Raw genomic sequence first — 17252 nt, forward strand, 5'->3', positions numbered from 1 at the left:
GCTGGGGCCTGTCGTCAGCGCCGGATGAATTGAAAACCTGGGAAGGTTCTAAGCCTGCCCCACGCCAGCGTCAAGGGATGGTGCGGAAGTTGCAGATAAATCTTGAATCCGGCGAACTCGGCGGAGTCGCAGGAGACTTCATCCTCCCCGGGACGCGCAGTGGTCGCGATCCGGCCCGCTCGATCCGGCGCGGTCCGAGCCGGCTGCCGGCCGAGGTGGTAGCCGCCACCCAGCGCGAGCGGTTGCTGGACGGGGTGGTCCACACGGTGGCCGCCTACGGCTATGCCCGGGCCCGGGTGAGCGACATCTGCCAGGCCGCCGGGGTCACCAGGCCGGTCTTCTACGAGCAGTTCAGCGGCAAGGAGGAGGCCTTCCTGGCCGCGCACCGGCACGGCACGGCCGTGGTGATCCGGCGGATGGAGGAGGCCTTCGCAGCGCGGACCGACTGGTGCGACGGGGTGCACGCGGCGCTTCGCGTGGTACTGGCGATCCTCGCCGAGGTGCCGGCCTTCGCCACCGTGGCGGTGGTCGAGGTGGACGCGGTGGGGCCGGCCGGACGCCTGGTGCGCGAGCAACTGCGGGTACGGATGCGACGGTTGTTCGTCGGCTGCCCCAGGCCGCCGGCGGGAGTGTCGGGCGAGCTGCTGGTGGACAGCGTGGTCGGCGGCATCTACGCCGGCATCTACCGGTACATCGCCGCCGGCCGGCACGCCGAACTCCCGCAGCTGCTACCGACCTTGGCGCATTTCGCGTTGGCCGCCTTCCTCGGACCGCAGGAGGCGGCGCGGCGGGTGGCGCAGGCCGAGGCAGCGGGCACGAGTTGGCGTCGACCGCTGCTGCCGTGCGTGCTGGAGGAGGCCGCGGTGCGAACTCTTGACCCTCCGCTTACCCCGAGGTAACTTCCAGTCAGCTGCCACGCTATGGGCACAGATCACCAAATCCCCTGCCAGGGACGGTAGTTGATCATCCGCCCGACTGTCCTGCGTGGGCGCTGTCCGCGCCAGGACAACGTGCCGAAATGATCACAGGTCCCCCACTACCTCCCTGGAGCATTCATGGCCCGGTCCGAAGAAGCCCCCGCAGAACCAGGTACCGCAGAACCAGGTACCGCAGCACCAGGCGTCGCGGCGCCCGCGGCGCGCGGCCGGGTCCGGTTGCGCCGCGCGGCGCTGATGGCGATCCCCGCCTGCGTGGCCGGCGGCGTCCTGATGGCCCTCACCGCACAGGGCGTGCTCGCCGCCCAGTTCTCCATCTCCGGCATGCCTTTCACGGTCACCGCCGACCGGCTGGACGGCACCGGCTTCGAGCAGTTCGGCGGTCTGGACAACATGATCGACAACAGTCCGAACGCCGGGAACACCGGTGGCCAGGTGGTGGTGGCGGTCTCCGCGATCAAGTCCGCCACGCTGACCAACCTCTGCCAGAGCGTCAACCTGGGCGGAACCAACCTGAAGATCACCGCAGGCACCGGCAGCACCCCGGTCACCGCGAGCGGGTTGACCACCGACTCCGACGTGCTGACCGGCGACGCCTTGTTCAGCAACATCCAGATCGGCGGCGACGCCAGCACCTTCACCGAGGCGGGCGTCCAGGGGCCGGCCGGCGTCTTCGGCCAGCAGGCGGACACCGTGACGATCCAGAACCTGCGGCAGAACAACTGGGCCACCACGGCAGCCTCCTTCAAGCTGCCCGGCCTGCACCTGAGTTTCAGCGACACGGGCTGCTGAGCATGGCGGACGCACCGACGGCGGGGGCGGACACGCCCCCGCCGGACCCGGGCGAGCCGGCGGCGAGCGCCGAACCCGCCGCCGAGACCACCCCCGAACCGGCCCCCGCCCCGGACGCGGCGCCACCCCCACCCGTGCCGGCCCGCTCCTTCAAGGCCTGGCGCGGCCGCCGCCCGTTCTGGGGCGGGGTCCTGGTCACCCTCGCGGGCGGCGAGATCCTGCTCACCATGAAGGCCCCGCTCCCGGTGATCCTGCACATCGGTATGCAGGGCATGGCCGGATTCCTGGTCCCGCTGATCCTGCTGCTCTGCGGTCTGCTGCTGCTCTTCAACCCCGCCCAGCGCGTCTTCTACTCGGTGCTGGCCGTGCTGCTCACCCTGGCCACCTGGGTCACCTCCAACCTCGGCGGCTTCCTGCTCGGCCTGCTGCTGGGCCTGATCGGCAGCACCCTGGCCTTCGGCTGGTTGCCCGAGCAGCCATCCCGGCGGCGCCTCTTCGGGCGCAGCAGGCGTGCCGCCTCGCCCCGGTAGGTCACTCGTGTGAATCGACGGAGAATCCTGCCCGATTCCGGGCAGGATTCTTTATTTTTTCGGACCATCACCCTAAGCTCACTCTCCGTGCCCATCTCACCGCAGCCGACCCAGCCCCTCTTCGCGGACCTGCTCGCGCACCTCACCAGGACCAGCGTGCTGGGCCCGGCGGAGGCGGCCCGGGTGGTGGCCGAGGTGCTCGCGTACTTCTCGGAGACCACGACCGAGTTCGTCCAGCGCCGGCACGGTGAGCTGCAGGCCCGTGGCCTGACCAACGACCAGATCTTCGCCCGGATCACCGAGGAGCTGCCCGCCCGCCGGGTGGCCGCGCCCGAGCTGTCCGCGCGCCAGTTGCGCCGCATCGTCTACGGCTGAGCACGGCTGCGCACGGTTGCCGTCCGTCCCTCCCGTCCCACTACCCTCAGGAGCCCGTCCAGCATGTGCGGAATCGTCGCCTACATCGGTCCCAAGGACGCCACCCCCTTCCTGCTCGAAGGCCTGCAACGCCTGGAGTACCGCGGTTACGACTCCGCCGGCGTGGCCGTCACCGGCAAGGGCGGCGGCCTCAAGGTGCGCAAGACCAAGGGTCGGGTGGCCGACCTGGCCGCCACCGTGCCGGCCCGCTTCAAGGGCGGCACCGGCATCGGCCACACCCGCTGGGCCACCCACGGTGAGCCGAGCGACGCCAACGCCCACCCGCACCTGGACAACGCGGGCCGGATCGCCGTCGTGCACAACGGCATCATCGAGAACGCCGACCAGCTGCGCGCCATGCTGACCGCCGATGGCGCGGTCTTCAGCTCGGAGACCGACACCGAGGTGCTGGTCCACCTGATCGCCGCGCACCGCGCCGAGGGCGGCGACCTGGAGGAGGCGGTGCGCGCCGCGCTCGCCCTGGTGGTCGGCACCTACGGCATCGCCGTGGTCGACGCGGAGCAGCCCGACCGGATCGTGGTGGCCCGCAACGGCAGCCCGATCGTGCTCGGGATCGGCGAGAAGGAGATGTTCGTCGCCTCCGACGTCGCCGCGCTGGTCCGCTACACCCGCCAGGTGGTGCACCTGGAGGACGGCGAACTCGCGGTGATCCGCGCTGAGGGCTTCCGTACCTTCACCGAGGACGCGCTTCCGACGAACCGTCAGCCCTCCACCGTGGACTGGGAGATCGACTCCTACGACACCGCGGGCCACGCGCACTACCTGATCAAGGAGATCCACGAGCAGCCGAGCGCCGTCGAGCGCACGCTGAGCGGCCGGCTCGACGAGCGGTTCGCCACCGCGCACCTGGGCGGCCTCAACATGGACGCCCGCGAGCTGCGCGAGATCCGCCGGGTGAAGATCATCGGCTGCGGATCGGCTTACTACGCCGGGCAGATGGGCGCCCAGCTGATCGAGGAGCTGGCGCGGATCCCGGCCGACAGCGAGCCGGCCTCCGAGTTCCGCTACCGCAATCCGGTGATCGAGGCGGACACCCTCTACGTCGCGGTCAGCCAGTCCGGCGAGACCTACGACACGCTGGCCGCCGTCCAGGAGATCAAGCGCAAGGGCGGCAAGGTGCTCGGCGTGGTCAACACGGTCGGCAGCGCGATCGCCCGCGCCTGCGACGGCGGCATCTACCTGCACGCCGGGCCGGAGATCTCGGTCGCCTCGACCAAGGCCTTCACCTCCACCGTGATCGCCTTCGCGCTGCTCGCCCTGCACTTCGGCCGGATCAACGACCTCTCGCCGGCCGACGGCCGGCGGATCGTCGACGGGTTGAAGGCGCTGCCCGGCCAGATCCGCGAGGTGCTGGAGCAGGAGAAGGAGATCGCCGCGCTGGCCGCCGAGTACGCCGACTGCCAGGGGATGATGTTCATCGGCCGGGTGCGCGGCTACCCGGTGGCCCGCGAGGGCGCGCAGAAGCTCAAGGAGATCAGCTACGTGCACGCCGAGGCCTACCCGGCCAGCGAGCTCAAGCACGGTCCGCTGGCCCTGATCAGCCCCGAACTGCCCACCGTGGCCCTGGTCCCGGACGACGAGCTGCTCGACAAGAACCTCACCACGCTCGGCGAGATCCGGGCCCGGGCCGGCCGGGTGCTGGCCATCGCCCACCGCGCGCCGGACACCAAGCTCGCCAACCACGCCGTGCTGGTGCCGAAGAACGAGCCCGAGCTGGACCCGCTGCTGCTCAACATCCCGCTCCAACTGCTCGCCTACCACGCCGCGGTGGTGCTGAAGCGGGACGTCGACCGGCCGCGCAACCTGGCCAAGTCGGTCACCGTCGAGTAGTCCCGCACGGTCCCGGAAAAGGGTGGGGCCCCTGCCGTCCGCCGACGGCAGGGGCCCCGGGACGACGGCTCAGGTCAGGTGCACCGAGGCGTCGTCGATCAGGAAGGCGGTCTTGCCGCTGGTCGAGTGCGAGACCAGCTTGATGCCGACCGTCGAGCCGAACTCCTTGGTCACGTACGGCGTGAGGTCGAAGGACTGCTGCTGGTAGCCGCTGGTGGCGTCCAGGTTGGTCCAGGTCTTCACGGTGGTCATGTACTGGCCGCTGTACTGGTCGTAGAGTTCGAGCGAGAGCGTGTCGACGGCGGTGCCGCCGGGGGCCGAGGCGCCCTGGGCCGAGCCGGTGATGTTCAGCCAGAAGGAGAGCGACTCCTTGCTGTAGCCCGGGGTGGTCTCGACCCACTGGGTGATCGAGTCGTCGGTGGCGGTGTTCTGGCCCAGCCAGGCGTAGCTGTTGCCGCTGTGTGCGGCGTGCGCGCTGGACGGCGTGATGATGTTGTAGCCGGACGCGTTCCACACGCCGTGGTCGGAGGTCCCGTTCTCGAAGCCCTGGTCGTTCAGCTGCTCGATCGGCGCGCAGCCCATCTGCGGACCGTTGAAGAAGCCCCAACGGAAGCTCTGGCTCTGCGCGTTGCCCTTGTCATCGGAGCCCGAGACGGTGACCGTGTGCCACCCGGTCGCCTTGCTGCTGCCGGTGATCCGGCCGGTGGCCGCGTCGATCTTCAGCCCGGCCGGCAGGCCCTTGGCGCTGTAGCGGATCGGCCGCCCGGCGGAGTCCGAGGCGAGCACCACGTAGTTCACCGCACTGCCGAGCTGGCTGGTCTGGTCGCACGGCTTGGTCACCAGCAGCGCGGAGTTGCCGAAGGTCGGGTCGTCGCCCATGCAGAGGTGGTCGTAGTTGGACCACATGGTCTGCACCGGGAAGGACCCGGTGGAGAGCGGCAGGTTGAACATCCCGCCGTTCGAACCGAACGGGATCCAGGAGCACTTGTCGCCGATCTCCTGGCCGGTGGCGTCGGTCCAGGCGCCGGAGGGGTTCTGGTCGGTGATGGTCTCGGCGTACTCGTGCCCGCCGATGATCCCGTAGCCGTCCAGCCGGCCGCGCGCACCGGAGTTGATCCAGTTGGTGCCGCAGTTCGGGACGTCGGTGAGGTAGGGCATCAGGGTGTAGGCCAGGGTGCCGGCGGACGGGGTGCGCATGAAGGTGTGCCAGGCGCAGTAGCCCAGCTCCTTCCACTTGTCCGAGTCCTCGCCCTTGGGGGTGTTGATGATGTACTGCACGTTGCGGTTCTGGTTCGGGTCGCCGTTTCCGAAGTGCTTGGCGGCGGCCAGCACTTCGGCCGCGATCTGCGGCTCGGTGGCGGCCTGCGGGGACGCGGCGGCGTTGTCCACCCAGACGCCCGCCAGGGTCTGACCCTGCGCTGGCATGCCGACGTGGTTGGCGTTCGCCGGGCACTGGTCACCGCCGGGCGCGATGCCCTCGCAGTACTGGGTCATCACCTTGGACCAGGTGTCGGTGCTGCTGCCCAGGCCCTTGAAGAAGTCCTGCTGGTAGGGGGCGGCACTGTCCGGGTCGCCGGTCAGCGTGGTGTCCCCGGAGCTCGGGTCGGTGCCCGGGGTGCCCCACTGGCTTCCCCAGTAGATCAGGTACACCTTGGGCTGCCCCGTGGTGACGCCGATCGAGTCCTGGCCCCCGCGATAGGTCATCTGCAGGTCGTAGTTGTTGTCCGGGATGTTGATGCCGTTCGGCGTCGCGGTGTCGGGCGTCGCGCTCTTCGCGCCCGCCGCCTTCGCGGCCTGCTGCGCCGCGAAGGTCTTGGCGTTCGGCATCACGTGCGGCCGGGTGGCGCCGAGTTGCACCCAGGTCCCGTTGATCTGCTGCCAACCCTCGCCGGCCGGGTGGGTGTTCGTGGGGGTCGTCGAACTGCTGGTCGGGGTGGCCGAGGTGACGTTCTGTGCGTTCGCGGTGCCGGTGAGTCCGGCGGTGGCGACGCCGAGGGCCAGACCTGCCAGGAGCAGGCGTCGGGCTCGGCCGCCGACCGGAGTGCGGGCTATGGGCACAGGGATTCCTGACTCTCTGTGAGGGAGATGGGGGCGAATCAGTCAGCTGACGGTGCAATGACACATGTCACCCGTCACATGGGTCAAGACCCGCGCAGGGGATTTTGGGAATTCTTGTTCGGTCGTCCTTTGGAAGCCGTTGGATCCTGTGCGAAACGACCGGGCTACTCTGGACACCGGTTGCGGCCGCCCCGAGGTTCGTAGGATGATCTTTGGGCCTCTTGCCTGTTTCTTGTCGTTCTATATCGAAATGGGGTCCCTGATGCGGCGACCACCGTGGGTGCCCGAGGGTATGGATCTTGACCGGCCGGCAGCGGCTCGCGTCTACGACTACTACCTGGGGGGCTCGCACAACTTCGCGGCCGACCGGGAGATGGCGCGCAAGGCGATCACCATGTGGCCCGACCTGCCGCAGATCATGCGGGCGAACCGGGCCTTCCTGCGGCGTTCGGTCACGTTCCTGGCCGAGCGGGGCTTCACCCGTTTCCTGGACATCGGCTCCGGCATCCCGACCTTCGGCGCCGTGCACGAGGTGGCTCGCGAGATCCAGCCGGACAGCCGGGTGGTCTACGTCGACAAGGACCCGGTCGCCGTCGCGCACAGCCGGTTGCTGCTGCAGGACGACCCGCTGAGCACGGTGGTCGACGCGGACCTGACCGATCCCGCCGAGCTGCTCGCCCGCCCCGAGGTGGTGGAACTGCTCGCCGCCGGCGAGCCGGTGGCGCTGCTGCTGGTCGCGGTGCTGCACTTCGTCACCGACGAGCAGGATCCGGAGGGCATCATCCGCACCCTGCGCGAGGCGCTGCCGCCGGGCAGCGCGCTGGCGATCTGCCACGCCTCGATCGAGGGCCGCCCGGACCAGGCCGCCACCCACCAGGACCTGTACAACCGCACGCCCACCCCGTTGACCATGCGCTCGGTCGAGCGGATCACCGGCTTCTTCGACGGCTTCGACCTGGTCGAGCCGGGCGTGGTCTACCTGCCGCAGTGGCGTCCGGACGAGCCCACCGTGGTCGCCGAGCACCCGGAGCGGATGGTCGGGCTGGTCGGCGTGGGGCTCTTGCCGTGACCGCGTCGCAGCCGGCCGGCGAGAGAGACCTCGCCGCGTCCGCCACCGATCCGGACACTCCCGACTCGGATCAGTGGGCCCGGCTGCTGCGCGGCAGCCAGGGTGTGGCGATGCACCCCGGCGCCCTGAACCGCCTGGTCAGCCGCACCGTCGAGCTGCTGCACGATGCCCAGCGGGCAGAGCCGCTGGACGTCGGTGCCGCCGCCGAGGCCGGCGCGCTGCTGGTCGAGTCGCACTTCACCGACTCCGAGCTGCTCTCCCGGGCGATCGGCCTGCTGAGCGCCGGCGACGGGCGCGCCCCGAGCGCCGAGCTGGCCGGTGCCTTCGCGGCCGGCTGGGCATCGGCGCTGCGCGAGCGCACCCTCCAGGAGCAGGAGGCGATCCGGCTGGCCGCCGACACCGCCCGCCGGGACGCCGAGCGGGCGCTGCGCGAGTCCGAGGCCCGGTTCCGCGCCCTCTTCGAGAGCGCCGCGATCGGCATCGGCATCGGCGACGTCGAGGGCAACATCCTGGCGGCCAACAAGGCGCTGCAGCAGATCTTCGGCGCCCGCCCCGAGGACATGCAGGGCCGGCGGGTCAACGACCTGGTCCACCCGGAGGACACCCCCGGGGTCTGGGAGGCCTACGAGGAGCTGGTCAGCGGCAAGCGCGAGCACTTCTCGTTCGACAAGCCGTACTACCGCCAGGACGGCGAGGTGGTCTGGACGCACCTGACCTGCTCGCTGATCCGCGACGACGACGGCACGCCGGTCTACCAGGTGGCGATGCTGGAGGACATCACCGACCGCTACCGCCTGCAGGAACGGCTGCGCCACCAGGCCACCCACGACCCGCTGACCGGCCTGCCCAACCGCTCGGCCTTCTTCGAGCGGCTGGAGGCGATCTTCGAGGACCCCGAGCCCGGCGCCCGCTTCGGCCTCTGCTACGTCGATCTCGACGGCTTCAAGGTGGTCAACGACTCGCTCGGCCACGAGATGGGCGACCAGTTGCTGGCGGCGGTGGCGCTGCGCCTGGAGGCCGCGTTGCGCCCGCTGGGGCACCTGGTGGCGCGGCTGGGCGGCGACGAGTTCGTGGTGCTGCTGGAGGACTGCCGGGGTGAGGCGGAGGCGGTGGCGGCCGCCAAGACGGTGCTGGCGGCGCTCGCCAAGCCGGTGCCGATCGACGGGCACCGGCTGGCCGTCGGCGCCAGCGTCGGCGTGCTGGAGCGGCCGGTGGCGGCGACCACGCCGATGGCCGCCGTGCGGGCCGCCGACCTGACCCTCTACCGGGCCAAGGCGGAGGGCCGCGGCCGCTGGACCCTCTTCGACCCGCAGCGCAACGCCCGCGCGGTGAGCCGCTACGCGGTCTCGGTGCGGATGCCCGTGGCGCTCGATCGCGGCGAGTTCTTCATCGACTACCAGCCGCTCTGCCTGCTGGCCGACGGCTCGCTCGCGGCGGTCGAGGCGCTGGTCCGCTGGCGCCACCCGCAGTTGGGCGTGCTCGGCCCCGACGAGTTCATCGGCACCGCCGAGGAGACCGGCCTGATCATGCCGCTGGGCCGCTGGGTGCTGGAACAGGCCTGCGGCCAGGCCGCCGACTGGGTCGGCGAGTTCGGCGACCGGGCGCCGCAGGTGAACGTCAACCTGGCGGTCCGCCAGGTGCGCAACGCCGGCCTGGTCTCGGACATCGACCGGATCCTGCGGGACACCGGCCTGGCCCCCGAGCGGCTGACCCTGGAGATCACCGAGAGCGCGGTGGTCGGCCCGAAGGACGAGTCGCTGCGCGCCCTGCACTCGCTGGTCGACATGGGCGTCTCGCTCGCCGTGGACGACTTCGGCACCGGCTGGTCCAACCTCGCCTACCTGCGCGATCTGCCGGTCTCCGGCCTGAAGATCGCCGGCTCCTTCGTCAGCGACCTCAAGGACTCCGGTCGCGAGCAGGTGCTGGGCTGGCGCATCGTGAGCGGTCTCGTCTCGCTGGCCCACACCCTGGGCCTGACCGTCACCGCCGAGGGCGTGGAGAACGCCGACCACGCCGACCGCCTGCGCACGATGGGCTGCGACCGCGCCCAGGGCTGGCACTTCGGACGGCCGATGCGGCCGGAGCAGATCGCCGAGCGGATCGTCAAGGTGGGGGAGGAGTAGGGCGGTTGGTCGGGGGGCTCCTGGAGGGAAGCGGGGGCGTCACCGGTTACGCGGACTCTTGACATGTAGTCATGTCCGCGCCAAATTTGCGGGACCAAGCACGGGATCCATCCCCCATGACAAGGAGTCCCGCTGTGAAGAAGTCCCTCCCCGGCGCGCTGGCAGCGACGCTGCTGGCGGCCGCGAGCGCCGCCGCCACCCTGGTCGGCGCCGCCCCCGCGCAGGCCGCCGCCCCCGCGCTCCATGCCGCGCCCGCTGCTCACGCCGCCCCCACGGCGCACGCGACCCACGGCGCCCCCGCAGCTCACGCCGCCACCGTCGACTTCTCCGGCACCGTCGCGCTGGACGACTGCTCGGGATCGCTGGTCCGGATGCCGAACTCGCAGCCCGGTGACCCTGCGCTGGTGCTCACCAACGGCCACTGCCTGGAGACCGGCATGCCGAACCCCGGCCAGGTGATCGTGAACCAGCCGTCCAGCCGCAGCTTCACGCTGCTGGACGCGAGCGGCAACGGCATCGGTACCCTCACTGCCTCCCAGGTGGTGTACTCCACGATGACCAACACGGATGTGACGCTGTATCAGCTGCCGAACAGCTACTCCGACATCCAGCAGCAGTACGGGATCAGCCCGTTGACGATATCGCCGGACCACCCGGTGGCCGGCACCTCGATCGAGGTGGTCTCGGGCTACTGGCAGGCCACCTACTCGTGCTCGATCGACGGCTTCGTCTACCAGCTGGACGAGGGCAGTTGGACCTGGAAGGACTCGGTGCGCTACACGCCGCAGTGCCAGACCATCGGCGGGACCTCGGGTTCCCCGGTGATCGACACCAGTACCGGGCTGCTGGTCGCGGTCAACAACACCGGGAACGAGAACGGCGAGCAGTGCACCGTGAACAACCCGTGCGAGGTCGACCAGAACGGCAATGTGACGGTCCATCAGGGGACCAACTACGCCGAGGAGACCTATCTGCTGACCTCCTGCTTCGACCCCGGCAACCAGCTGGACCTCAGCCTGCCGAACTGCACGCTGCCCCAGCCGCAGTAGTTCAACAGGTCGCAGCAGGTCATGCCCCGGTGGGGACGCCCTCGTCGGGTCGGACCAGCTTCAGCGGCAGGTGCGAGTTGACCTGGGCGATCCCGGGCAGTCCGCAGAGCACCTCGGTGTGGAAGCGCTCGTAGGCGGCCAGGTCGGCCACGGCGACCCGGAGCAGGTAGTCCGGGTCGCCGAACAGCCGGTGCGCCTCGATGACCTCGGGCAGTGCCGCGACCTGGCGCTCGAACTCGGTGACCGTCGGCTTGTCCTCGCGGGCCATCACCACGGTCACGAAGGCCTGGAAGCCGAGTCCGAGCGCCGCTCCGTCGAGCAGTGCCCGGTAGCCGCGGATCACGCCGTCCTGCTCCAGCTGGCGCACCCGGCGCAGGCAGGGCGAGGGGGTCAGCCCGACGCGTTCTGCCAGCTCGGCGTTGGTGAGGCGGCCGTCCTGCTGAAGCTCGCGCAGGATTCTGCGGTCAATTCGGTCCATGGCGCAATATCCTGCCACAACGGCCGGTGAGGTCGCACGAACTGGCCATCGGCTGCCACGCCTGTTCGGTTAGCGTCGCCGCATCATGAACACCCACCTGCTGTTGCTCTTCCTGGGCGTGGACCTGCTGCTGGTCTGCACCCCCGGGCCCGACTGGCTCTACGTGGTCGCCCGCAGCCTCGGCCAGGGGCGCCGCACCGGGCTGACCGCGGTGGCCGGCATCTGCGCCGGCTACGCCGCGCACACCCTGCTCGCCGCCGCCGGGCTGGCCGCGGCGCTGCGCGCGATACCCGCCGCGCTGCCCGCGCTGCGCTACGTCGGCGCCGCCTACCTGGTGCTGATCGCGATCAACCTGCTGCGCTCGGCCCGTCGCGGCACCCCCGCGCTGGCCGCCGCCACCGACCAGCCGACGGCGGCCGTGCTGCGGCAGAGCGTGCTCACCGCACTGCTCAACCCCAAGGGCCTGCTGCTCTACCTCTCGCTGATCCCGCAGTTCATCGCCCCGCACGCCGCGCTGCCGATCGGCCTCCAGGTGGCCGTGCTCGGCGCCCTCAACGTGCTGGCCTGCGCCGGGATCTACGGCGCGGTGGCGCTGCTCGCCGGGCGGGCCGGCGGCTCGCTGGCCAACAGCGAGCGGGGTGCCCGCCGGGTCTCCACCGCCTCGGCGGTGCTGCTGCTGGCGGTGGCGGCGGTGACGGCGAGCGCTTGACGCCGACCTCCGGAAGTACCGCCGGTCCAGTGTGAACTGATGGTCGGTCAGTCCGTTCGCTGGCAGACTCCGGTCCGTGGACACCAGCGCCTACCGGATGCTCGTCGCCAGCGGACACGACTACGTCACCACCGGCTCGATCGCCGACGCGCGGCTGCGCGCCTGGCTGGCGGACGAAGGCGTGGACCTGCTCGCCCCCATGGTCAGGCTGGACGTCGACTCCGAGACCAACCTGCACGGCGCCTACAGCCGCTGGCGGCTGCGCGAGAGCCTGCCCGGCGGCCTGCGGCAGACCACGCTGCTGGTGCGTGCCCGGGCCGGTGACGCCGCGCCCTGGGTGCGCCTGGAGGTCGAGCGGCTGCCCGCCACCCCGGGCGCCCATCCGGCGTGGAGCCCGGCGCCGGGGCTCGCCGCCCCGTTGCTCACCGCGCTGCGGGCGCAGGACGGTCCGGTGGCGGTGACCGCCCGACCCACCCCGGTCCACCCCGGCGACCTGCCCCGGGTGCTGGACGAGCTGCGCGACCAGCGCCGCCGGCTGCCCATCGTGGTGCTCGCCGTCCCGCCCGAGCTCGCCGAACCGCTGACCCGTGAGCTGCCCGGGCTCGCCGTCCCGTACCTGCTCACCCGCGAGGCGGAGCCCGCGTTCCACCACGCGCTCCCGCACCATCCGATCCCCGTCGGCGGTGCCCGCACCTATCTGCCCGGCGTCGAGCCGGACCGGCCGGCCGACGCCTTCCGGCACCCGGCGACCCCGGGCCTGCTGCACCAGCGCGAGCACGGCGCCCAGCCGCCAGGGCCTCGCTTACGGATCTTGCCGGGCGCGCGACGCCGGGCATCCCTCCCCCAGCCTTCGGCCGGGGGGACCCCCACGGACGCACCGGCGGACCATCCAAGTACGACCCAGTACGAGGACGATCCGCCGGCACGCCCGCCGGGCGCCGTGGGGGCACCTCCCGGCCGGAGGCTGGGGGAGCCGCGCGCCCCGCGGCGTCAGCCGCTGGTGTCACAGCCGACAAGATCCGTGAGCGAGGCCCTCGCCCGGCTGCCGCGCCGGCTGGCCGCGCGGGCTCCGCTGCCCGCCGAGCTGGCCACCGTCCCGCCGCTGCGCACCCGGCCCGCCGCCGGCGCCGACCGGTCCGAGGTGGCCCGGCTGCGCGCCGACAACGCCGTGCTGAACGGCCTGCTCGACGAGGCCGCGCACGAGGAGAGTTCGCGGGTGAAGGAGATCGACGAGCTGCGCCTGGAACTGCGCGAGAAGGAGGAGCACGCCTTCGAACTCGCCGTGGAGCTGGCCGAGCGGGCCGATCGGCTGCGCGGCGCCGAGGCCAGGCTGCGCGAGCTGGAGAGCCACCTGGCAACCCTCGGTGCCACTGCGGGGTCGGCGCCGATCGCACCGCGCGGTCCGCATCACGGCGGTCCGGCCGGTTTCGAGACGCTGCTGGAGCGCTTCGCCGAGCTGTCCGAGCTGCGCTTCACCGGCAGCCGTCGGGTCACCCTGGAACTGGACGCCCAGGCGCTCGGCGTGGATTGGGCGGCCACCGCCTGGGACGCGCTGCTCGCGCTGCAGGACTACGCGCGGGCCAAGCGGTCCGGCGGGCACGTGCGCGACTTCCTGCACTGGTGCCGTGAGACGCCGCCGGGCGGCCACCGCTTCCCACCGGGCAAGGTGGTGCGGGACGAGTCGCCGCAGACGGCGGGCCGCAAGGCCTGGCGGCTGCAACGGACCTTTCCAGTGCCGGAGTCGGTGGACCCCAGTGGCGCCGTCTTCATGGGCGCCCACCTGCGGATCGGCGCGGGCAACGCCAAGGCGCCGCGACTGCACTTCCACGACGCCTGCGCGCACGGCGGCCCGATCTACGTCGGCTACCTGGGTCCGCACCTGAACAACACGCTGAGCACCGGAATCTGACACTGCATCAGGCAGGGCTGCCGAGCATCCGCAGCACCAGCTCGCCGTACCGCGCACCGAGTTGCTCGGGGCTCTCGCTGCTGCGTTCGTTGTACCAGCGGGCCACGTCGATGCCCAGCGAGGTGACCGCGCGGGCGGTGGTGCGGGTCTCGGCGACGGTGAAGACGCCGGCCGCCACGCCCTCCTCGATCAGCCGCATCACCGCGTCCTCGATCCGCCGGCGCAGCTCGGCGACCACCGCGAAGTCCTCCGCCGGCAGCGCGCGCAGCTCGTAGTTGACGATCCGGCCGACCGTGTGGCCGCGCGCGTGCCAGGCGGTGAACTGCTCGACCAGCCGGCGCATCCGGGCCACCGGGTCGCCGGGTGCGGCGGCGGCCTCCTCGACCAGCGCGAGGGTGGCCGCGTGCCCGTTGCGGCTGATCTCGGCGAGCAGCGCGGCCTTCGAGGGGTAGTGGATGTAGAGCGCGGCCGGGCTCATCCCGGCGGCGGTGGCGATGTCCCGGGTGGTGGTGGCATGGAAGCCGCGGGAGGCGAACGAGTCGACGGCCGCGAGCAGCAGGCGACGCGCGGCCTCGGGGCGCTCCCCGGGCCACAGGTCGGTGAGGTGCTGCTCGGTGGTCATGGTCGTCATCCTCGCATGGGTGGTGGAGCGCTTCGCGGGTGCGGACGGTCGGCTCCGGACGGTTGACAGTGTGCCCCGTGGCCAAGATGCTAAGCAAGCGCTTAGTTGCCGAGAAGTAGAGGACGCCATGACGCTTTCGTTCAAGGGACAGGTGGCGCTGGTCACCGGCGCGAGCCGGGGCATCGGCCTGGGCATCGCCCGTGAGCTGGTGGACCGTGGGGCCCGGGTCTGCATCACCGCCCGCAACCCCGAGCCGCTCGCCGAGGCCGTGCGTGACCTGGGCGGCGAGGACCACGCCATCGCCGTGGCCGGCAAGGCCGACGACCCCGCGCACCAGCAGGCCGCCGTGGAGCAGGTGATGGCGACCTTCGGGCGCCTCGACCTGCTGGTCAACAACACCGGGATCAACCCGATCTTCGGCCCGGTGCTGGACGCCGACCCGCTGGCCGCCGCCAAGATCTTCGCCGTCAACGTGCTGGCCCCGCTCGCCTGGACCAAGCTCGCCCACCAGGCCTGGATGGGCGAGCACGGCGGCGCGGTGGTCAACGTCTCCTCGATCGCGGGTCTGCGCACCTCGCCGGGCATCGGCATGTACGGGGTCAGCAAGGCCGCGCTCTCCCGGCTCACCATGGAGCTGGCCGGCGAGCTGGGCCCGAACGTCCGGGTGAACGCGGTGGCACCCGCCGTGGTCAAGACCAAGTTCGCCGAGGCGCTCTACGAGGGCCGCGAGGAGGAGGCGGCCAGGCCGTATCCGCTGAAGCGGCTGGGGGTGCCGCAGGACGTCGCGGGGGCGGTGGCCTTCCTGCTCTCCGACGCGGCGGGCTGGATCACCGGGCAGACCCTGGTGCTGGACGGCGGCGTGACGCTGGGCGGCGGCCTGTGACCAGGGTGGTGGTGACCGGCGCCGGGCGCGGGATCGGCGCCGCGCTGGCCGAGGCTTTCGTGGCGGGCGGTGCGGCGGTGGTGGTCAACGACCTGGACGCCGACGTGGCCGCCGAGACGGCCGCTCGGCTCGGCGCGGTGGCCGTGCCCGGCGACGCGGCCAGCCGCGAGGGCGTCGCGGCGCTGATCGAGGCCGCCCGCGCGGAGCTGGGCGGCATCGACGTGTACTGCGCGAACGCCGGGGTGGCGCCGGGCGGCGGCGCGGAGGCGCCCGAGGCGCTGTGGAGCGCCGCCTGGGAGGTCAACGTGATGGCCCACGTGCGCGCGGCCGAGCTGCTGCTGCCCGAGTGGCTGGAGCGCGGCGAGGGCCGGTTCATCGCCACCGTCTCGGCGGCCGGGCTGCTCACCATGCTCGGCTCGGCGCCGTACTCGGTCAGCAAGCACGCGGCGCTCTCCTTCGCCGAGTGGCTCTCCGCCACCTACCGCCACCGGGGCGTCAAGGTGCACGCGATCTGCCCGCAGGGCGTGCGGACCCAGATCCTCCAGGCCGCGGGCGAGGTGGGCGAGGCGCTGATGGGCGCGACCGCCCTGGAGCCCGAGGCGGTGGCCGCGGAGGTGCTGCGGGCGATCGAGGCCGAGCGCTTCCTGATCCTGCCGCACCCCGAGGTGGCCGGCTACTACGCGCACCGCGCGGCCGACCCGGACGGCTGGCTGGCGGCGATGAACCACCTACAGGTCAAGATCGTGGAGGGACGCTCATGAGGGCTTGGCAGGTAGGTGAGTTGGGGCTGCCGCGCGAGGTGATGCGGCTGGTCGAGGACGCGCGGGTGCCGGTCGCGGGCGAGGGCCAGCTGCTGGTCAAGGTCCGCGCGGTGGCGGTCAACTTCCCGGACGCGCTGATGTGCCTGGGGATGTACCAGGTCAAGCCGCCGCTGCCGTTCACCCCCGGCGTCGAGCTGTGCGGTGAACTCCCCAGTGGCGAAAGGGTGATCGGCAACCCGGTGGCAGGCGGCGGGGCGTTCGCCGAGTACGCGCTGCTGGATGCCCGGGCGCTCTTCCCGGCCCCGCCGGCGCTGGACGACGCCGAGGCGGCCGCGCTGCACATCGGCTACCAGACCGCCTGGTTCGCCCTGCACCGCCGGGCCGCCCTGCGCGCGGGGGAGACCCTGCTGGTGCACGCGGCGGCGGGCGGTGTGGGCAGCGCGGCCGTGCAACTCGGCAAGGCGGCCGGCGCCACCGTGATCGGCGTCGTCGGCGGTCCGCACAAGGCCGAGGTGGCCCGGCAGTTGGGCTGTGACGTGGTCGTCGACCGCAAGAGCGAGGACTTCGTGGCAGCCGTCAAGGAGGCCACCGGCGGCCGTGGCGCGGACGTGGTCTTCGACCCGGTGGGCGGCGACGCCTACACCGGATCGACCAAGTGCATCGCCTTCGAGGGCCGGATCGTGGTGGTGGGCTTCACCAGTGGCACCATCCCGGCCCCGCCGCTGGGCCACGCGCTGGTGAAGAACTACTCGGTCCTGGGCCTGCACTGGGGCCTCTACAACACCAAGGACCCGGCCGCCGTGCGGGCCGCGCACGACGAGCTGACCAAGCTGGCCGAGCAGGGCGTGGTGCGCCCGCTGGTGAGCGAGCGGCTGGCGTTCGAGCAGGCGGCGGACGGCGTGCAGCGGGTGCTGGAGGGCCAGACCACCGGACGCGTGGTGATCGAGCTCTGACACAGTGGTGGGCCCCCGGCGGCGGCCCCCAACGACGGGGGGCCCCCGGGGGAGGGGCGGCGCGGGACCCCCACGGCCCCCCCCGCGCCGGGGGGGCCCCGGGGGGCGCGGGGCCC

General features: G+C 71.9%; 16 protein-coding genes. 13 read left to right on the plus strand and 3 right to left on the minus strand.

The genetic code is table 11. The features are described from left to right. Positions 1-89: 89 nt before the first annotated feature. The 5 genes from P3T41_RS02620 to glmS all read left to right on the plus strand — a co-directional run bounded on the left by P3T41_RS02620 (position 90) and on the right by glmS (position 4522). On the plus strand, positions 90-899 hold the full coding sequence (locus P3T41_RS02620; RefSeq protein WP_280687284.1) for a TetR/AcrR family transcriptional regulator: 810 nt from the start codon (positions 90-92) through the stop codon (positions 897-899). 156 nt (positions 900-1055) lie between these two features. Continuing rightward, complete coding sequence (locus P3T41_RS02625) at positions 1056-1727, plus strand: DUF6230 family protein (RefSeq protein ID WP_280687285.1); 672 nt, start codon at positions 1056-1058, stop codon at positions 1725-1727. 134 nt (positions 1728-1861) lie between these two features. Then, positions 1862-2257, plus strand: coding sequence for a DUF6114 domain-containing protein (locus tag P3T41_RS02630; protein ID WP_280687325.1), 396 nt, complete (start codon positions 1862-1864; stop codon positions 2255-2257). 93 nt (positions 2258-2350) lie between these two features. Further along, positions 2351-2632: a hypothetical protein gene (locus P3T41_RS02635; protein WP_280687326.1), complete on the plus strand. Its 282-nt coding sequence runs from the start codon at positions 2351-2353 to the stop codon at positions 2630-2632. 63 nt (positions 2633-2695) lie between these two features. After that, positions 2696-4522, plus strand: coding sequence for a glutamine--fructose-6-phosphate transaminase (isomerizing) (gene glmS / locus P3T41_RS02640; RefSeq protein WP_280687286.1), 1827 nt, complete (start codon positions 2696-2698; stop codon positions 4520-4522). A gap of 69 nt (positions 4523-4591) precedes the next feature. On the opposite strand, the gene P3T41_RS02645 is transcribed toward glmS, so the two are convergent. After that, a complete protein-coding gene (locus P3T41_RS02645) occupies positions 4592-6580 on the minus strand; it encodes an Ig domain-containing protein (RefSeq protein WP_280687287.1) in 1989 nt (662 codons plus the stop codon). 292 nt (positions 6581-6872) lie between these two features. Between P3T41_RS02645 and P3T41_RS02650 the strand changes: the two genes are divergently transcribed. From P3T41_RS02650 to P3T41_RS02660, 3 genes are all read left to right on the plus strand, one after another. Beyond that, positions 6873-7649: an SAM-dependent methyltransferase gene (locus P3T41_RS02650; protein ID WP_280687288.1), complete on the plus strand. Its 777-nt coding sequence runs from the start codon at positions 6873-6875 to the stop codon at positions 7647-7649. After that, entirely contained in the window at positions 7646-9772 is a 2127-nt protein-coding gene (locus P3T41_RS02655; RefSeq protein ID WP_280687289.1) for an EAL domain-containing protein, read from the plus strand. The genes P3T41_RS02650 and P3T41_RS02655 overlap by 4 nt, the downstream gene beginning before the upstream one ends. 134 nt (positions 9773-9906) lie before the next feature. Continuing rightward, positions 9907-10821 (plus strand): serine protease, encoded by a 915-nt coding sequence (locus P3T41_RS02660; protein WP_280687290.1) that lies wholly within the window; start codon positions 9907-9909, stop codon positions 10819-10821. Positions 10822-10840: 19 nt separating this feature from the next. On the opposite strand, the gene P3T41_RS02665 is transcribed toward P3T41_RS02660, so the two are convergent. Next, entirely contained in the window at positions 10841-11299 is a 459-nt protein-coding gene (locus P3T41_RS02665) for an Lrp/AsnC family transcriptional regulator (protein ID WP_280687291.1), read from the minus strand. An 85-nt stretch (positions 11300-11384) separates the two neighbouring features. Here P3T41_RS02665 and P3T41_RS02670 point away from each other — a divergent pair, with 85 nt between their 5' ends. Continuing rightward, a complete protein-coding gene (locus tag P3T41_RS02670; RefSeq protein ID WP_280687292.1) occupies positions 11385-12008 on the plus strand; it encodes a LysE family translocator in 624 nt (207 codons plus the stop codon). Between the two features lie 76 nt (positions 12009-12084). Continuing rightward, a complete protein-coding gene (locus P3T41_RS02675; protein WP_280687293.1) occupies positions 12085-13917 on the plus strand; it encodes a hypothetical protein in 1833 nt (610 codons plus the stop codon). A 7-nt stretch (positions 13918-13924) separates the two neighbouring features. Here P3T41_RS02675 and P3T41_RS02680 read toward each other — a convergent pair whose 3' ends face one another. Then, on the minus strand, positions 13925-14539 hold the full coding sequence (locus tag P3T41_RS02680; protein ID WP_280687294.1) for a TetR/AcrR family transcriptional regulator: 615 nt from the start codon (positions 14537-14539) through the stop codon (positions 13925-13927). A gap of 127 nt (positions 14540-14666) precedes the next feature. Between P3T41_RS02680 and P3T41_RS02685 the strand changes: the two genes are divergently transcribed. From P3T41_RS02685 to P3T41_RS02695, 3 genes are read left to right on the plus strand one after another with little or no spacing between them, the layout of a single operon-like run. Beyond that, the gene (locus P3T41_RS02685; RefSeq protein ID WP_280687295.1) at positions 14667-15422 is read left to right on the plus strand and encodes an SDR family oxidoreductase; all 756 of its coding nucleotides are present in this window, start codon (positions 14667-14669) and stop codon (positions 15420-15422) included. Next, positions 15419-16183 carry an SDR family oxidoreductase gene (locus tag P3T41_RS02690; RefSeq protein WP_280687296.1) on the plus strand — a complete coding sequence of 255 codons (765 nt, stop codon included), beginning with the start codon at positions 15419-15421 and terminating at the stop codon, positions 16181-16183. The genes P3T41_RS02685 and P3T41_RS02690 overlap by 4 nt, the downstream gene beginning before the upstream one ends. Further along, positions 16180-17136: an NADPH:quinone oxidoreductase family protein gene (locus tag P3T41_RS02695; RefSeq protein ID WP_280687297.1), complete on the plus strand. Its 957-nt coding sequence runs from the start codon at positions 16180-16182 to the stop codon at positions 17134-17136. Before P3T41_RS02690 ends, P3T41_RS02695 begins: the two co-directional genes overlap by 4 nt. Positions 17137-17252: the final 116 nt, after the last annotated feature.

The organism is Kitasatospora sp. GAS204B, from assembly GCF_029892155.1.
GTDB lineage: Bacteria > Actinomycetota > Actinomycetes > Streptomycetales > Streptomycetaceae > Kitasatospora.